Annotated in this window: 14 protein-coding genes and 3 pseudogenes; 12 read left to right on the top strand and 5 right to left on the bottom strand. The window is 72.4% G+C overall.

Translation table 11 applies throughout. From position 1 onward, the window contains the following. The first annotated feature begins 36 nt into the window (after window positions 1-36). Entirely contained in the window at window positions 37-1,566 is a 1,530-nt protein-coding gene (locus ACQY0Z_RS30170; protein ID WP_439813124.1) for an FAD-dependent oxidoreductase, read from the top strand. A 46-nt stretch (window positions 1,567-1,612) separates the two neighbouring features. On the opposite strand, the gene ACQY0Z_RS30165 is transcribed toward ACQY0Z_RS30170, so the two are convergent. Beyond that, on the bottom strand, window positions 1,613-2,101 hold the full coding sequence (locus tag ACQY0Z_RS30165; protein ID WP_381728468.1) for a hypothetical protein: 489 nt from the start codon (window positions 2,099-2,101) through the stop codon (window positions 1,613-1,615). 214 nt (window positions 2,102-2,315) lie between these two features. Between ACQY0Z_RS30165 and ACQY0Z_RS30160 the strand changes: the two genes are divergently transcribed. After that, window positions 2,316-3,395, top strand: coding sequence for a DUF475 domain-containing protein (locus ACQY0Z_RS30160; protein ID WP_347224725.1), 1,080 nt, complete (start codon window positions 2,316-2,318; stop codon window positions 3,393-3,395). Between the two features lie 12 nt (window positions 3,396-3,407). Here ACQY0Z_RS30160 and ACQY0Z_RS30155 read toward each other — a convergent pair. Next, a pseudogene (locus ACQY0Z_RS30155) lies at window positions 3,408-3,602 on the bottom strand (ketopantoate reductase C-terminal domain-containing protein); the annotation flags it as partial. Between the two features lie 29 nt (window positions 3,603-3,631). Here ACQY0Z_RS30155 and ACQY0Z_RS30150 point away from each other — a divergent pair. Together ACQY0Z_RS30150 and ACQY0Z_RS30145 are read left to right on the top strand one after the other, a co-directional pair. Then, a complete protein-coding gene (locus tag ACQY0Z_RS30150; RefSeq protein WP_439813392.1) occupies window positions 3,632-4,069 on the top strand; it encodes a CGNR zinc finger domain-containing protein in 438 nt (145 codons plus the stop codon). A gap of 68 nt (window positions 4,070-4,137) precedes the next feature. Next, a pseudogene (locus ACQY0Z_RS30145) lies at window positions 4,138-4,341 on the top strand (ABC transporter ATP-binding protein); the annotation flags it as partial. A gap of 65 nt (window positions 4,342-4,406) precedes the next feature. Here ACQY0Z_RS30145 and ACQY0Z_RS30140 read toward each other — a convergent pair. After that, entirely contained in the window at window positions 4,407-4,853 is a 447-nt protein-coding gene (locus ACQY0Z_RS30140) for a DUF2809 domain-containing protein (RefSeq protein ID WP_254588296.1), read from the bottom strand. Window positions 4,854-5,022: 169 nt separating this feature from the next. Between ACQY0Z_RS30140 and ACQY0Z_RS30135 the strand changes: the two genes are divergently transcribed. The 4 genes and pseudogenes from ACQY0Z_RS30135 (at window position 5,023) to ACQY0Z_RS30120 (ending at window position 7,335) form a co-directional block, all read left to right on the top strand. After that, window positions 5,023-5,439, top strand: a complete 417-nt coding sequence (locus ACQY0Z_RS30135; RefSeq protein WP_189900685.1) for a DoxX family protein — start codon at window positions 5,023-5,025, stop codon at window positions 5,437-5,439. Between the two features lie 85 nt (window positions 5,440-5,524). Next, window positions 5,525-5,827, top strand: coding sequence for an ArsR/SmtB family transcription factor (locus tag ACQY0Z_RS30130; protein ID WP_189900683.1), 303 nt, complete (start codon window positions 5,525-5,527; stop codon window positions 5,825-5,827). Next, entirely contained in the window at window positions 5,824-6,213 is a 390-nt protein-coding gene (locus tag ACQY0Z_RS30125) for a VOC family protein (protein WP_189900681.1), read from the top strand. The genes ACQY0Z_RS30130 and ACQY0Z_RS30125 overlap by 4 nt, the downstream gene beginning before the upstream one ends. Before the next feature lie 107 nt (window positions 6,214-6,320). Continuing rightward, a pseudogene (locus ACQY0Z_RS30120) lies at window positions 6,321-7,335 on the top strand (TIGR01777 family oxidoreductase). Window positions 7,336-7,564: 229 nt separating this feature from the next. Here the strand turns inward: ACQY0Z_RS30120 and ACQY0Z_RS30115 are convergent. Further along, window positions 7,565-9,961, bottom strand: a complete 2,397-nt coding sequence (locus ACQY0Z_RS30115; RefSeq protein WP_347224726.1) for an RICIN domain-containing protein — start codon at window positions 9,959-9,961, stop codon at window positions 7,565-7,567. Between the two features lie 261 nt (window positions 9,962-10,222). Here ACQY0Z_RS30115 and ACQY0Z_RS30110 point away from each other — a divergent pair, with 261 nt between their 5' ends. From ACQY0Z_RS30110 to ACQY0Z_RS30100, 3 genes are all read left to right on the top strand, one after another. Continuing rightward, window positions 10,223-11,245, top strand: coding sequence for a LacI family DNA-binding transcriptional regulator (locus ACQY0Z_RS30110; protein ID WP_254588626.1), 1,023 nt, complete (start codon window positions 10,223-10,225; stop codon window positions 11,243-11,245). 254 nt (window positions 11,246-11,499) lie between these two features. Further along, the gene (locus tag ACQY0Z_RS30105; protein WP_189900673.1) at window positions 11,500-12,648 is read left to right on the top strand and encodes a GH12 family glycosyl hydrolase domain-containing protein; all 1,149 of its coding nucleotides are present in this window, start codon (window positions 11,500-11,502) and stop codon (window positions 12,646-12,648) included. Between the two features lie 343 nt (window positions 12,649-12,991). Continuing rightward, on the top strand, window positions 12,992-14,080 hold the full coding sequence (locus ACQY0Z_RS30100; RefSeq protein ID WP_189900671.1) for a lytic polysaccharide monooxygenase auxiliary activity family 9 protein: 1,089 nt from the start codon (window positions 12,992-12,994) through the stop codon (window positions 14,078-14,080). Here the strand turns inward: ACQY0Z_RS30100 and ACQY0Z_RS30095 are convergent. Beyond that, window positions 14,070-14,684 (bottom strand): hypothetical protein, encoded by a 615-nt coding sequence (locus ACQY0Z_RS30095; protein WP_347224727.1) that lies wholly within the window; start codon window positions 14,682-14,684, stop codon window positions 14,070-14,072. The genes ACQY0Z_RS30100 and ACQY0Z_RS30095 overlap by 11 nt on opposite strands. Before the next feature lie 298 nt (window positions 14,685-14,982). Between ACQY0Z_RS30095 and ACQY0Z_RS30090 the strand changes: the two genes are divergently transcribed. Beyond that, complete coding sequence (locus ACQY0Z_RS30090) at window positions 14,983-16,536, top strand: vWA domain-containing protein (RefSeq protein ID WP_347224728.1); 1,554 nt, start codon at window positions 14,983-14,985, stop codon at window positions 16,534-16,536. The last annotated feature ends 36 nt before the right edge of the window (window positions 16,537-16,572 follow it).

Raw genomic sequence — 16,572 nt, 5'->3', positions numbered from 1 at the left:
CCTGCCCACCCCGGGCCCTCGGCGGAGCGGACGACCATGGCCTTCGCGATCACCCAGACCTGCTGCAACGACGCGACCTGTGTGTCCGTCTGCCCGGTCAACTGCATCCATCCGACGCCGGAGGAACGCGCCTTCGGCAGCACGGAGATGCTGCACATCGACCCGAAGAGCTGCATCGACTGCGGCGCCTGCGCGGACGCCTGCCCGGTGGACGCGATCTTCCCGGTCGAGCGGCTGACCGGAGCACAGCGGGAGTACGCCCGGATCAACGCGGCGTACTACGAGAACGACGCGAACGAGGAGCACCGGCCCGAACGGCCCGTCCCGGGACCGGTGTTCCACGACTGGGGCGCGCCGTCGTTCGACCGGGTGCTGCCGCCGGACTTCGGACCGCTCAGGGTCGCGGTCGTGGGCACGGGCCCGGCGGGGATGTACGCGGCGCGGGACCTGCTGCTGCACACCCCCGCCGAGGTGACCCTGATCGACCGGCTGCCGGTCGCCGGCGGTCTGGTCCGGTACGGGGTGGCGCCCGACCACCCGTCCACCAAGAAGGCCGGCGAGAGCTTCGCCCGCTTCCTCGCCCATCCGCGGGTGCGGCTCTGTCTGGGCCTGGAGGTGGGCGAGGGCGGTGTCACTGCCGACGAACTCGCCGCCCACCACGACGCGGTGATCTACGCCGTCGGCGCGCCGGAGGCCCGGCGGCTCGGCGTGCCGGGCGAGGAGCGGCCGGGCAGCGTCGCCGCGACCGAGTTCGTCGCGTGGTGCAACGGGCACCCCGACGTCGCCCCGGACGCCTTCGGCCTGTCGGCGGACCGGGTCGTCGTGGTGGGCAACGGCAATGTCGCCCTGGACGCCGCACGCCTGCTGGTGTCCGACCCGGCCACGCTCGAAGGGACCCCCATCGCCGCGCACGCGCTGGCGGAACTGCGGCGCAGCAAGGTGCGCGAGGTGGTGGTGCTGGGCCGGCGCGGCCCGGAGCACGCGGCGTACACGCGCACGGAGTTGCTCGCCCTGAAGCACCTGCCCGGCGTCGACCTGGTCGTCGACGACCACGACCCGGCCGTGGGCGCGGCGGTCGACGCGGCGGCGCAGCGGGACAAGGCCGCGGTGCTGAAGGACGTACGGCGGGAGGCCGTCGACTGGTCGCTGCCTCCGGCGGCGGACGGTCCGCGCCGCATCGTGTTCCGCTTCCTGTCCGCACCCGCGGAGGTGTGCGGGGAGGAGTCGGTCCGTGCGGTACGCGTCACCGGCGCGGCGGGCGAGGTGGAGATCCCGGCCGGGCTGGCCCTCCGGGCGGTGGGCCACCGGGGGGCGCCGCTCGCCGGGCTCCCGTTCGACGAGTCCACGGGCACGGTGCCCCACGACCGGGGCCGGGTGACCGGCCGTCCCGGCACCTACGTCGTCGGCTGGATCAAGCGCGGCGCCTCCGGCGGCATCGGCGCCAACCGCGTCTGCGCGACGGAGACGGTCGGCTCCCTGCTCGACGACGCGGCGGCGGGACGCCTGCCTTCGCCGACGGGCAGCGCCCGGTCGTTCCGCCGGCTGGCGCGGCGGAGGGGGCGCTGACGTCCCGGCCCGGGCCGGGCCCCGGCGCCGAAGTCCGGCGTTGGGCTCAGCCCACCGTTTCGGGGTCCGGCACGCGCACCTGTCGCGTCGTCCGCCGACGGGTGGCGCACCGGGCCCCCGCCGCCAAGAGGGCGGAGACCACCACGCAGGTGACGGCGAGCCCGTTGAGCCACCCGTACGGGGGACCGGGGTACGTCGTCCCGTCCTCCAGGACGCAGTCGAAGGCCGGAGGCAGGTACGACGCGCGATGGCCGACGATCTGCTCCACCAGGTGAGGGGCGGCGTCGCGGCAGGCGGGCGGGGGGAAGGAGTCCGTCCCCGAACGGGACTCGTGGTCGGACAGCTGCACGGCACCGAGGGCCATGACCAGAAGCATGACCGCGGCTGCCGCCGCCATGCCGGCGCCCCAGCGCAGCAACGGCACGCCCCAGTCGGGGCGCCGGCCCGGCAGGACGACGGACAGCAGTCTGATGACCACGGCGACGGCCCACACAGGAGTGGCGACGAGGGCTGCGAAGCCGAGCAGGGCGAACACGATCGATCCGGCTCCCTGCGTCAACTGCCGTACGGGCGTTCGGCACAGCCTAGCGGTGCTCCGGCCCTCCGGCCGCCCCCAACGCGGTGAGCGCGTGACACCGTGCCGGTGATCGGTGGATGCGCGCGGTCCTCGCGTTACGGAGGCCGTGGGAAGGGGCACTGGAGCCCAATCCGTCGTCCGAGCGAGGGCGAGGGAGAAGGGAGAGTGCCGGGTGCTGTGGAAGACCTTCCGGTGGGCGTTCGCCGTGACGGCCGTCGGGCTGGTGGGCGGGGTGCTGTACGACGGGTGGGCGGCGCTCGGGATCGTCGCCATCCTCGCCGTACTGGAGATCTCGCTGTCCTTCGACAACGCGGTCATCAACGCCGGCATCCTCAAGAAACTGAACGCCTTCTGGCAGCGGATCTTCCTCACCGTCGGCATCCTCATCGCCGTGTTCGGCATGCGGCTGCTGTTCCCGGTGGTCATCGTGTCCGTGAGCGCCCGGCTGGCTCCGCAGGAGGCCGTGCATCTGGCACTCACGGACAAGGAGCGCTATCAGGAGCTGGTCACCGACGCCCATCCGTCGATCGCGGCGTTCGGCGGCATGTTCCTGCTGATGATCTTCCTCGACTTCATCCTGGAGGACCGGGCGACCAAGTGGATCGGCCGGGTGGAGCGGCCCCTGGCGCGGCTCGGCAAGATCGACATGCTGTCGGTGTGCGTGGCGCTCGTCGTGCTCCTGGCGACCGCGATGACGTTCGCCACCCAGGCCCACCAGCACGGCGGCCACCATGCCGACAAGGCGCAGACGGTGCTGGTCTCGGGGGCCGCGGGACTCGTCACCTATCTCGTGGTGCACGGGCTGTCGGGCTTCTTCGAGGCCAGGCTGGAGAGGGAGCAGGGCGGTGAGGAGGACGGCGAGGCCGGGGGCGGGCGTTCCGGGGTCGCGCTGGCCGGCCGGGCCGCCTTCTTCACCTTCCTGTACCTCGAGGTGCTGGACGCGTCCTTCTCCTTCGACGGGGTGATCGGCGCCTTCGCCGTCACCAACGACATCGTGCTGATGGCGCTGGGCCTCGGCATCGGCGCGATGTACGTCCGGTCGCTCACCGTGTATCTGGTGCGCCAGGGCACGCTGGACGACTACGTGTACCTGGAGCACGGCGCGCACTACGCGATCGGCGCCCTCGCGGCCGTTCTGCTCGTCAGCATCCGCTACGAGGTGAACGACATCGTGACCGGCCTGATCGGGGTCACCCTCATCGGCGCGGCCTTCTGGTCGTCCGTGCGTCTCAACCGGGCCACGGCCGACTGACCGACGGCTTCCTCACGAGTCGGCCGGGGCGCCGTCGACGTACGGGGAGAGGATGTCGGCGACCGTGCGGTTGCGGGGCGCGGGGACACCGAGTTCGTCGGCGAGGTCGGCCACTCCCCCGCTGAGCCAGGGCAGTTCGAGACGGTGGCCGTGTTCGAGGTCGTTGTGCATGGACGACGTCATGTCGGCGGGCAGGGTGTCGCAGAACTCCGGCGCCCGGGTACGACCCGGACGCGCTGCTGCGGTCGCTGCACGCGTTGCGGGACGCGGCGTACGACATCGCGTCGTCGCTGCTGGACGGGCGCCGCCCCTCCCCCGCGTCCGTGAACCTGGTCAACGAACTGGCCGCCCCTGAACCCCCCGCACCCAGGCTGGAGTTGACGCCCGACAGCGTGCGACCGGCACCTGGGAGCGCCCTGCTCCCCGAGGACGCCCTGCTGTCCGTGGTCGCACGGGACCTGATCGACCTCGTGTCCGACGCGTCGCGCCGGGAGCGGCTGACGAGGTGCGCGTCCGAGGTGTGCCGGATGCTCTACCTCAACCCGCCCTCGGGCCGGCCCCGCCAGTGGTGCTCCATGCGGCGCTGCGGCAACAACGCGAAAGCGGCGGCGCACCGGCGGCGAAAGGCCGCGACGGACGAGGGCCGCCGGGCGCCGGAATCGGGCTCTACTTGAGACGAGGCGGATCGCCTTGTCAAGGTGGGCGCGTGCGCCTCTACTTCCGTCCGCCCCGGTGCGCGGGCGGTCAGCAACGGCGGTTGCCGATCGCCCGGTTGGTGACCCGCCCGGCGGACCTGCTCGTGCTCGACGAGCCGACCGACCGCGTGGCGCTGGACCTCGTCGAGGACCTGGAGGCGGCGCTCGCCGCGTATCCGGGCGCCGTGGTGGCCGTGTCCCACGACCGGGGCCTCCGGTCACGCTTCCCGGGGAGCCGCTTCGGCTGCGGGACGGACGGCGGGTCCGAGGCGCTCCGTGCCGCCCGGCTCCCGTACGAATCGCGGGGGCGGACGGCCTACGCCGAGGGTCTGCGGCGGGTGACCGCGCGCAGTACGAGCCCGCCTGCGCTCGCGCCGGCCGCGTACCAGAACAGGTCCGGTGCGTTGAAGGTCGAGCCGAGGACCAGGCGGGCGGCGGTGCTGCGGGCGGACAGGTCGGCGGGGACTCCGGTGAGCTGGAACAGCTCCACCGCCCAGCTCACCGCGAGCGCGATGCCCGCCGCCCGCGCGGGCGTCGAGCGCGGGGCGAGCAGGACGACGAGAGTGAGGATCAGAAGGGTGTACAGGGCGTCCCCGCCGTACTTGGCGACGTCGCCCGTCGTCACCGCGCGCAGGGCCAGTCCCGCCCCGACGGTCAGCAGCGCCGCGACCGCTGCCAGGAGCCGTGTCCGTCCCGTCGTGTCCGGTGAGGTCGGCCCGCTCCCACCCGCGGGGCGGGCCGGGCGGACAGCTCTGTCGCTCATGGGGGACGAGTCTGCCGGCCGCCGCCCGGAGGACTGTTGCCGACCTGTGTCCTACCAGGCCCTGAACCGCTGAACAGCGCGCCCGGCACGCACGTTAGTGGGGGCGGACGGCCTCCGCGCCGTCCCCTTTTCCCTGCCCTGCGCACCGGCCACTGCAAGGAGTTCCACCATGGGCATCACCGACCGGCTCGACCGTCAACAGCCGATGGTCCTGGGCCTGTTCCGTATCGTCATCGGGCTGCTGTTCACCAGTGAGGGCGCGGCCACCCTGTTCGGGGTGCTGGACCGGGACGCCACGCCCGCCGGCGACTGGCCGTTCTGGTACGCGGGGGTGATCGAGCTGGTCTGCGGCGCGCTGATCCTCCTCGGGGTTCTCACCCGGGCCGCCGCGTTCCTCAGCTCGGGCGCCATGGCCTTCGCCTACTTCACCGAGCACCAGCCGGACGGGCTCTTCCCCCTCCAGAACGGCGGACTGTCCCCCGCGCTGTTCTGCTGGGGCTTCCTGCTGCTGGTGTTCTTCGGACCGGGGGCACTGTCCCTGTCGGGACTCTTCCGCAGGGACGCCGCGTCCGGAGGCCGCGGCTGACGCCCACCCGACCGCCGCCCCCGTCTGCTCGGCGGGGGCGGCTTCCGCATTGATAGGCAAGTAAGCACTTGCCTATAGTGGAGGTATGGCCGACGACCTCTTCAAAGCTCTGGCGGACGGGACCCGCCGCACGATCCTCGACGAGCTGACGGAGAAGTCCGGGCAGACACTGTTCGAGATCTGTGCGCGTCTGAGCATGAAGCACGGGCTCGGCATCTCGCGTCAGGCGGTGTCGCAGCACCTCGCCGTCCTGGAGGCCGCCGGGCTCGTCGAGACCCGGCGGGAGGGCCGGTACAAGTTCCACGACCTGAACGTCGCGCCGCTGCGGCACATCACCGAGCGCTGGCTCGACCCGCACACCCCCACACCGGAGAAGGACCCCTCATGAAGATCCATCTGACCAGTGTCTTCGTCGACGACCAGACGAAGGCCCTGCGCTTCTACACCGACGTCCTCGGCTTCGTGAAGAAGCACGACGTGCCGCTGGGCGAGACCGACCGGTGGCTCACCGTCGTCTCACCCGAGGAGCCGGACGGCACCGAGCTGCTCCTCGAACCGTCCCACCACCCCGCGGTCAAGCCCTACCGCGACGCCCTCGTGGCCGACGGCATCCCCCTCGCGTCATTCGCGGTGGACGACGTGCGGGCGGAGTACGAGCGACTGCGGGGGCTCGGCGTCCGCTTCACCCAGGAGCCGCTGGAGATGGGCCCGGTCACGACCGCCGTCTTCGACGACACGTGCGGGAACCTGATCCAGATCGCCTCGCAGGCGTAGGGGCCGGCCTCCGCTCTCCGGCCGTTCTCGGTCCGTCGAGGCCCACTGTTGAACGCGTTCAAAAATGCGGGATAGGGTGAGGACACCCAAGAGGCCGGAGGGGTCCGATGAAGATCGTCATGCCCGGGGGAACCGGACAGGTGGGCACGATGCTGGACCGTGCGCTGAGCGCGGCCGGGCACGAGGTGGTCGTGCTGACCCGGCAGCCTCGCCGCCCTCAGGACGTCGCGTGGGACGGGGTCAGCCTGGGGCCTTGGGCCGAGGTGGTCGACGGCGCGGACGTCGTCGTCAACCTGGCGGGGCGCAGCGTTTCGTGCCGGTACACCCCGGAGAATCTGCGCGCCATGATGGACTCACGTGTCGGCTCCACGCGGGTCGTGGGTGAGGCGATCGCCTCGGCTCGCCGGCCGCCGAAGGTGTGGCTCCAGATGAGCACCGCGACGATCTACGCTCACCGGTTCGACGCCGCCGACGACGAGGCGACGGGTGTCATCGGCGGCACCGAGAGCGGCGTGCCGGACTACTGGGCGTACAGCGTCGAGATCGCCAAGAACTGGGAGCGGACACAGGCCGAGGCGGCCACCCCGGACACGCGGAAGGTCGCCCTGCGGGCGGCGATGGTGATGAGCACCCGACCGGGGCGGGGTGTTCGACGTGCTGTCGCGGCTCGTCCGGCTGGGGCTGGGCGGGCCCGTCGCCGGCGGTGCGCAGTACGTGTCCTGGATTCATGAGGACGACTTCGTGCGGGCGGTGGAGTTCCTGATCGCCCGGGAGGACGTGGAGGGCGCGGTGAACCTCGCCGCGCCCGGTCCGCTGCCTCAGCGGGAGTTCATGCGGGTGCTGCGGGGGGCTTGGGGGGTGCCGGTGGGGTTGCCGGCGAGCCGGTGGATGGCGGAGGTGGGGGCGGTTGCGCTGCGCTCGGACACGGAGTTGTTGTTGAAGAGTCGGCGGGTTGTGGCGGGGCGGTTGGCTGATGCGGGGTTTGAGTTCAGGTGGCCTGGGTGGGAGGGGGCGGCGGGAGATCTCGTGCGGGGCGCTCGGGCCGCGCGGGGTAGGGTGGGGCGTCCTGGGGTGCGGGTGAGTGGGGGCCGGGGCTGGTTGCGCGGTTCCCCGCGCCCCTGAGGGTGATGGCCTGCGGGTGCGCGGGGGGGCTATCGCGCAGTTCCCCGCGCCCCAGAGGGTGATTGCCTGCGGGTCCGTGGGGGCTTATCGCGTACTTCCCCGCGCCCCAGAGGGTGGTTCCCTGCGGGTCCGTGGGGGCTTATCGCGTACTTCCCCGCGCCCCAGAGGGTGGTTCCCTGCGGGTCCGTGAGGGCTTATCGCGCACTTCCCCGCGCCCCTTCGGGGCGCTTCAGATGAAGCGCCACAAGTGGTCCGGTGTGCCGTTGTCCGTGAACTGGACCACCTGCGCGCTGTCCGCTGTCGACATGCCGTCCACTCCCAGAACCTTGTCGCTGTGGCGGTTGCGGATGCGGTACCAGCCGTCGCCGTTGTCGACCAGGGTCCAGAGGTGGTCGGGGGTGCCGTTGTCCTCGTCCTGGACCACCCGTGCGCTGTCGGCCGTGGACTTGCCGTCGACACCCAGCACCTTGCCGCTGTGGCCGTTGCGGATCAGGTACCAGCCCTCCCCCTGGTCGATCAGCTGCCAGGCGTGGTCGCCCGTGCCGGTGTTCGCGAACTGCACCACGCGGGCGCTGTTCTCGGTGGACATGCCGTCCACGGCGAGAACCTTTCCGCTGTGGCGGTTCTCGATCCGGCGGTACGGCGGCTCCGGCGTCCAGGGCCGGCCGTCCGGGGACGCCGTGGGAAACGCGGTGATCCGCAGCCGGGCCGCGCCCATCGGGATGAGCGTGACCCGTTCCACCGGGGCGTCGCTGCGGGCGGGGCTGTCCTGGAGCGGTGTGACGACATGCTCGTTGTCTGCGGTCCACTCGGCGATCCGGCGGGCGTCGGCCGTGATGCGGACGGGGGTGGCCGCGGGGGTGAAGGGGTTGTCCGGGACCGGACCGGGAGTGCGGGTGAACTCCGGTCGAGGCAGAGGCGCCAGGCCGTAGTTCCACGGTGTGGTGGCGTGCACCTCGTACGCGGGGAAGGTGTCGTCACCCCCGTAACGCTCGTACCGCTCACCGATCTCGAGGGAGTACGTCAGCGGCCCGTGCCGGACGGTCACGGCGCCGTGCTGGTCCGGCAGGGTCCGCACCTCCGTGCGCTGCGGCAGGCGCAGGGTGACCACGTCGCCGTCGCGCCAGGTGCGTGTCACCGTCGCCCAGCCCGGTCCGTCCGGCGCGCTCACCGGCCGTCCGGCGACCCGGAGTTCGGGTGAGCGGCACCATCCGGGCACGCGCAGGCGCAGCGGGAAGCGAACCGGGCGTGGGGTGGAGACGGTGAGGCGGACGGTGTCGGTGAACGGGTAGCCGGTGTCCTCGGTGACCGTGACCGTGGTGCCGCCGGCGACCTGGGCGCGGACCCGGCTGGGCGCGTACATCGCGGCGGCCAGGCCCCCGTCGTCGGTGCCGAGCCACAGTTCCTCGGTGAAGTAGGGCCAGCCCATGCCGTAGTTGTGGGGGCAGCAGCGGTACTGGTCGACGCCCGCGTGGTACGCCTGCATGGCGAAGCCGTTCTGGAACTGGCCCTGCGTCTTGACGCGGTCGTCCAGGTCGACGCTGTTGGCGCTGGTGATGTAGTGGACGGCCCTGCCCCGCGGGTCGAGGGAGGCGGGGAGCATGTTGAACGCCAGGTCCTCGCAGCGGTCGGCCCACACGGGGTCGCCGGTGATGCGGGTGAGGAGTTCGTGGGAGGCCATGAACTCGACGACGCCGCAGGTCTCGAAGCCCTGCCGGGGGTCGGTGAAGCCGGGCCGGTAGTTCTCGTCGCCGGCCATGCCGCCGCCGGGGAACCTGCCGTACTCGGCCATGACGGTGTCGTAGGCGTGGTAGGTGGCGCGGGTCAGCTCGTCGGAGCCGGTCACCTGGGCGTACTGGGCGGGTTCGCGGAAGCCCTGGGCGATGTTGACGTTGTGCCGGGAGGGCGTCGGGCCGGTCCAGTCGGCGCCCAGGGTGTGCATCTTGAAGGCCAGGTCCAGCAGGAAGGGCTCCGCCGTACGGCGGTGGAGCCAGACGGCGATGTCCAGGCCGTCGCCCCAGCGGTAGGAGATCCAGCTCGTGTCGAAGGCGCCGGGACCCTGGGCGTTCATGTAGCGCAGGAACTTCAGGAGGCAGGGCACGACGCGCTCGTCGTCCGTGAACTCCTCGTGGGTGCGCAGGGCTTGGAGCAGCGGCAGGTACGGCCAGAAGTCGGGGCCGCCGTTGAGGGAGGTGCGCAGGGCGCGCGGTCCGAAGAAGCCGTCGGGCTGCTGGGTGGCGAGGATGGCGTCGACCCACCGGCGCGCGTTGGCTAGGGCGGCGGTGTCGCCGGTGGCCACGGCGAGCGGAACGTATCCGCGCAGCCAGTACGGCAGTTCCTCCCAGCCCGGTCGGTCGGGGTGGACCCAGCCGGTGGTGCCGAAGTCGAGGAAGTGGGACATCTCCTCGTAGCGGCCGCACAACCCGTTCAGCTGGAGGCGCAGTTGGCCGTCCAGCCAGCCGCGCGGGGTGACGCTGCCGGCGGGCAGTCTGCGGAATGCGTCCGGGAGGGTGCCCGCGGTACGCCCCGGGGACGCGGAGGCGGGGAGGGTGAGGGGGCCGCCGAGTGCGGCCGCGCCGAGACCTGCGGCTCCGGCGCCCAGGAGGGTGCGTCTGGTGACGGGCATGCGCGGGCTCCAGTTCATCGTCGTCCGTGGTGCCGCGGAGGGGTGCGCGGGACGGGCGGGGTGGCTCGCCGTTCGGTCTTCACAACGTTGCAAGGCCCAGTCGGGATGAGAGCACGGCGCCGGGAGGCCTGTCCAGGGTCCGGACACGCCGTTCACTCCGTGCGCGGGATGCGAACGGCCCCGCGCCGCTTGCGGGTTGCGGGACAGGTCGATACGGGCATGACTGGGGCCGTAGGATCAGGTGATCTCGTGGGGGTGGTCATGCTCAGGCGGCGTCCGGGGACACCGACGCTCGAGGAGGTGGCGGCGCTCGCCGGTGTGGGGCGGGGCACCGTCTCCCGCGTCATCAACAACGCGGCGGGGGTCAAGGACACGACCCGCCGGGCCGTGCAGCAGGCCATCGCGGAGCTGGGGTACGTCCCCAATCTGGCCGCCCGGACGCTGGCCGGACGGCGCGCCGACGCGGTCGCGCTGGTCATGACGGAGCCGGACTGGCGGCAGTTCGGCGAGCCGTTCTTCTCCGAGATCGTGCGGTCCGTCGGGGACGCCCTGACCGAGACCGAGGTGCAACTGCTGCTCACCCTGGTGCGGACGGACGCCGAGCGGCAGCGGCTCGTGGAGTACGCGCGCGGCGGCCGGGTCGACGGCGTGATGCTGATGTCGGTGCACGCGATGGACCCGCTGCCCGACATGCTGGCCGAAGTGGGCCTGCCCATCGTGCTGTTGGGGCGGCGCTCGGGGGACGAGAGCGTGACCTACGTCGACGCGGACAACGCCGGCGGGGCGCGCGCCGCCGTGGCGCATCTGCTGGACACCGGCCGCCGCGCGATCGCCACCATCACGGGTCCGCCGGACATGTACGTGGCCCAGTGCCGGCTGCGCGGTTACCGGGAGGCGATGGAGCGGGCGGGCGTCGAGGCTCCGGAGTCCTGGACCGTGCAGGGTGACTTCACGGCGGACAGCGGGCGCCGCGCGATGGCCGAACTCATCGAGCGGGCACCGGAGATCGAGGGGGTGTTCGCCGCGTCGGACACCATGGCCGCGGGCGCGTTGGGAGCGCTCCGGGCGGCGGGCCGGCGGGTGCCGGACGACGTGGCGGTGATCGGGTTCGACGATTTCCCGCTCGCCCAGCACACCGACCCGAAGCTCACGACGGTCCGTCAGCCGCTGGAGGAGATCGGCCGCACGATGGTGCGGCTGCTCCTGGAGGAGATGGAGGAGCCGTCGACGGCCTGGCGGCACGTCATCCACCGCACGGAGCTGGTGCTGCGCGGCTCCGCCTGACCCGGTGCGGAATCCCGCGCCACCGCCCGCGCGTCGAAACTTTCGGGAGCGCTCCCGTCGTCCGAGGTCAAGTGGATCATCGCGCTGACCTGCGACTTCGAAAGACGTTCGACGGGTTCCCGCGCACAGGGTTGTCAGGGACATGGACGCCTTCTACAGTCCCCTCCCGGAACACCATTGGGAGCGCTCCCATCAATGGGGAGGCGGGAGCGCTCCCGCCGGTATCCCGCCCCCCCTCCCGAGAGGTCCCCCACATGCCACGGTTACGGCACCACCCCCGCACCCTGCGCTCCGTGTCGGCCGCGCTCCTCACCGCTCTCGCCGCGCTGGCGGCGCTGCTGACCGCGACCGCCCCCGCCCAGGCCGACACCACGATCTGCGAGCAGTTCGGCTCGACCGTCGTCCAGGGCCGCTACGTCGTCCAGAACAACCGCTGGGGCACCAGCGCCACCCAGTGCGTCACCGCCACCGACTCCGGTTTCCGGGTCGCGCAGGCCGACGGCTCGGTGCCGACCGACGGCGCGCCGAAGTCGTACCCGTCGGTCTTCAACGGCTGTCACTACACGAACTGTTCGCCGGGCACCGCGCTCCCCGCGCGGATCAGCGGCATCTCCTCCGCGCCCAGCAGCATCTCGTACAGCTACGTCGACAACGCCGTGTACAACGCCTCGTACGACATCTGGCTGGACCCGACGCCCCGCACCGACGGGGTGAACCGGACCGAGATCATGATCTGGTTCAACCGGGTGGGGCCGATCCAGCCGATCGGCTCGCAGGTCGGCACGGCCTCCGTGGGCGGGCGCACCTGGGAGGTGTGGTCCGGCGGGAACGGCACGAACGACGTCCTGTCGTTCGTCGCTCCGTCCGCGATCAGCAGCTGGAGCTTCGACGTGATGGACTTCGTCCGGGCGACCGTCGCCCGCGGGATGGCGGGCAGCGACTGGTACCTGACGAGCGTCCAGGCCGGCTTCGAGCCCTGGCAGAACGGCGCGGGTCTCGCGGTCAACTCCTTCTCGTCGACCGTGAACACGGGCGGCTCGCAGAACCCGGGCGACCCGAACGGCCCGGGTGACCCGGGCACGCCGGCCGCCTGCACGGTGTCGTACGCGACGAACGTGTGGCCGGGCGGCTTCACCGCGAACGTCACCGTCACCAACAACGGTCCGGCTCCCGTGGACGGCTGGCGGCTCGCCTTCACCCTGCCCTCCGGGCAGAGCGTCGTGCACGCGTGGAACGCCTCCGTCTCCCCCTCCTCGGGCGCGGTCACGGCCACCGGACCCGCCGACAGCGCACGGATCGCCGCCGGCGGCAGCCAGAGCTTCGGCTTCCAGGGCAGCTACAGCGGCAGCTTCGCGCAGCCGGACGCCTTCCAGCTGAACGGCACCGCCTGCCGCACCGCGTGAGGGCCGTGGCGGGCCGCACCCCGCCGTGACCCCCTTCGCTTCCGGGGCCCGCTCTTCCCTCCCCGCGCCGACGGGGCGGGCCCCGCAAGCCCGTACGTCCCGCCGAGGGGGCGGCCCGTGAGCCGCGACCGCCGCCCCCGCCCGTCCGCGCCGCGGACGGCCGTACCGGCGACGGGTGCCCACGCACCCGCCGCCGGACGGCCCCGCTCCGTGGCGCGACGGCCCCTGGATCCCCCCGCCCGTCCGGCTGGCGCCCTCCCCGGCCGGGCGGGGGCCTCAACCCCCGGCTCCCCACCCCTCTCGCACCGCCCATGAAGCACTCAGCATCGGGACAGGAGACTCCATGGCTCTGAGAAGCAGACTGGTCTCTCTGGCAGCGGTACTGGCGACCCTCCTCGGAGGGCTCGGTCTCAGTTTCCTCTGGCAGAAGGACGCGCAGGCGCACGGCGTGGCGATGATGCCAGGGTCGCGCACCTACCTGTGCCAACTGGACGCCGTCACCGGCACCGGCGCGCTCGACCCGACCAACCCCGCCTGCAAGGCCGCGCTCAACCAGAGCGGCGCCACGGCCCTCTACAACTGGTTCGCCGTCCTCGACTCCCAGGCCGGCGGACGCGGTCAGGGATACGTCCCGGACGGCACGCTGTGCAGTGCGGGCGACCGCTCGCCCTACGACTTCTCCGCCTACAACGCGGCCCGCTCCGACTGGCCGCGCACGCATCTGACGTCGGGCTCGACGATCAAGGTGCAGTACAGCAACTGGGCCGCCCACCCGGGTGACTTCCGGGTGTACATCACCAAGCCCGGCTGGTCGCCCACCTCGCAGCTGGGGTGGAACGACCTGCAGCTGATCCAGACCGTCACCGACCCGCCCCAGCAGGGCTCCCCGGGCGCCAACGGGGGCCACTACTACTGGAACCTGCAGCTTCCCTCGGGCCGTTCCGGTGACGCGCTGATCTTCATGCAGTGGGTGCGCTCGGACAGCCAGGAGAACTTCTTCTCCTGCTCCGACGTGGTCTTCGACGGCGGCAACGGCGAGGTCACGGGCATCCGCGGCTCGGGCACGGACCCCGGCACCGATCCCACCCCCGACCCGACCGACCCCACCGACCCGCCGCACACCGGTGAGTGCATGGCCGTCTACAGCGTGACCAACTCCTGGAGCGGCGGCTTCCAGGGCTCCGTCGAGGTGATGAACCACGGGACGTCCCCGCTGAACGGCTGGGCCGTGCAGTGGAAGCCCGGGCAGGGCACCACGATCGGCAGCGCCTGGAACGGCACCCTGACGACAGGTTCGGACGGCACGGTGACGGTGCGGAACGCCGACCACAACAGAGTGATCCCACCCGACGGGAGTGTGTCGTTCGGCTTCACGGCCACGTCCAGCGGCAACAACTTCCCGGTGGGCACGATCGGTTGCGTCAATCCGTAGCGCCCGCGCGACGCACGGGTGAGATGAACGGGTGACAGGTCGCAATCCGGTGCGCCGTCCGCCACTCCCCCGGCGGGAGGGCGGACGGCGCTTCGCCGTTCGGGGCCCGGTGCTCCTCCGGGCCCACTCCTCCGGGGCCGGTTCCCGCAGCGGTGCGGCGGCGTGCGGCCTCGCGGTCGGCCCGGTGCAGGGGTGTCAGCACGGCCAGGCCGACGACCGCGACGAGCACGAAGAAGCCGCCGGCCACGGCCGCGCCCGTCACCAACTCGCTCATCAGCCCGTGCGCGGTCACCACGGCGCCGAGCGCGGGCGCTCCGATCCCCTGGGCGGCGTACCCGTCGAGGTAACCGCCGGAGACCCTGCCCGCCCGGTGCGGGGCGGGCGCGAACCGGCTGAGCACCGTGAGCCCGCCCGCGAAGTCGAAGGCGTACGCGGCCCCGGCGACGGCCGACGCCAGGAAGAACAGCGCGAGCGAGTCGGTGGCGCCGGTGAGGACGAACAGCCACACCGCGGCGGCGGACATCACCGCTCCGATCAGCACGAGCACCCGGATGTGCAGGCGCCGGCCCAGGAGCGCGAAGAGCGTGATGCTGCCGTCCGGCACGTCGTCGACGACCGGGACAACCCGTCCAACTCCGCCATGAACATGGCCAACTTGGTCAACCACCCGTGGTGCCGACGTCGTTCGCGGCGAGCGCGGCCGGGGACTCCACCCTCGGTCGCACCGCTCCCTCCGCGTTCCAGGCCCCGCGCAGGTCAACGGAAGATCACCGACCGGTCTCGCCGGGACATCGCTGTTCCCGCATCGAGACGCACCTGCAACACCCCGTACCGCACGATCCCGTCCGCCGCGCCGTCACAGTCACTGACAGCGGCGTCGACCGGCACAGGGGGTACACAGGATGAAGCGGCACGGAACACGACGGCCGGCCGGGGTGCTGGTGGCACTCGGCGCGGCCTGCGGGCTGCTGCTCACCGGATGCAGCGGGGGCGGCGACAGCGGGGCGCACAAGAGCGACGCCTCCTACGACGGCGGCACCCACGACGTGCCACGCCCGCCCGCCGGCCCTGAGGGCTCGGGCCGGTACGAGGGCGGTGAGCGGGAGGGCGGGCAGGAGTCACGGGACGTGGCCCCGGAGCCGGACCATCTGTCGACGTTCGCACTGGACGTCGACACCGCCTCCTACGGTTACGCCCGGCGCACCCTCGACGAGGGCCGGCTGCCCGACCCGTCGACCGTGCGCCCGGAGGAGTTCGTCAACAGCTTCCGGCAGGACTACCCGCGCCCCGACGGCGACGGCTTCACGGTCACCGTGGACGGCGCCCGCACCGACGAGGAGGGCTGGTCGCTGGTGCGGGTCGGGCTCGCCACCCGGACCGCCGACGCGGACGGTGAACGGCCGCCCGCGGCCCTGACGTTCGTCGTCGACGTCTCCGGATCGATGGGCGAACCGGGACGGCTCGACCTCGCCCGGGAGGCGCTGGGCACCATGACCGACCGGCTGCGCGACGACGACTCGGTCGCCCTCGTCACCTTCAGCGGCGAGTCGGAGACCGTGCTGCCCATGACCCGGCTCGACGGCAACCGGGGCGAGATCCACGACGCGATCGACAGCCTGGAGCCGACCGACTCCACCAACCTCGGCGCCGGCGTGGAAACCGGCTACCAGACCGCCGTGGAGGGACTGCGCAAGGGCGCCACCAACCGGGTCGTCCTGGTGTCCGACGCCCTCGCCAACACCGGCGAGACGGAGGCCGGCGCGATCCTGGAGCGGATCTCCGAGTCCCGGCGGGAGCACGGCATCACCCTGTTCGGCGTCGGCGTCGGCAGCGACTACGGCGACGCGCTCATGGAGCAGCTCGCCGACCGGGGCGACGGGCACACCGTGTACGTGTCCGACGAGGAGGACGCCCGCGAGGTGTTCTGCGAGGAGCTGCCCCGCAACATCGAGCTGACCGCCCGTGACGCCAAGGCGCAGGTGGCCTTCGACCCGGAGACGGTCGCCGAGTTCCGCCTGGTCGGCTACGACAACCGCAGGGTGGCCGACGACGACTTCCGGGACGACCGGGTCGACGGCGGCGAGGTCGGCCCCGGCCACACCGTGACCGCCCTGTACGCGGTACGCACCCGGCCCGGCGCCGAGGGGCACCTCGCCACGGCGACCGTGCGCTGGCTCGACCCCGACAGCCGTACCCCGCACGAGGAGACCGGCGACCTGGAGGCCGACGGGCTCGCGGAGTCGGTGTGGCGGGCGCGGCCCCGGCTGACGGTGACGGCGACCGCCGCGTACTTCGCCGACGCGCTGCGTGCCGACGGCCACCGGGAGGGCTCGCTGCCCGGCGCCCCCGGTCTCGGTGAGCTGTCCGAGCGCGCCGAATCGCTGGCCGCGCGGACCGAGGACGCGGACGTGCGGGAGCTGGCGGAGGCGATCCGTACGGCGGACGGCCTGGACTGATCACCCCCGGACCGTTGACTCGTCCTTACGCACGGG

The organism is Streptomyces sp. P9-2, assembly GCF_051903975.1.
Lineage (GTDB): Bacteria > Actinomycetota > Actinomycetes > Streptomycetales > Streptomycetaceae > Streptomyces > Streptomyces cellulosae.
The sequence above is the reverse complement of the archived record's forward strand: the minus strand, read 5'-3'. Positions and strand labels throughout refer to the sequence as shown.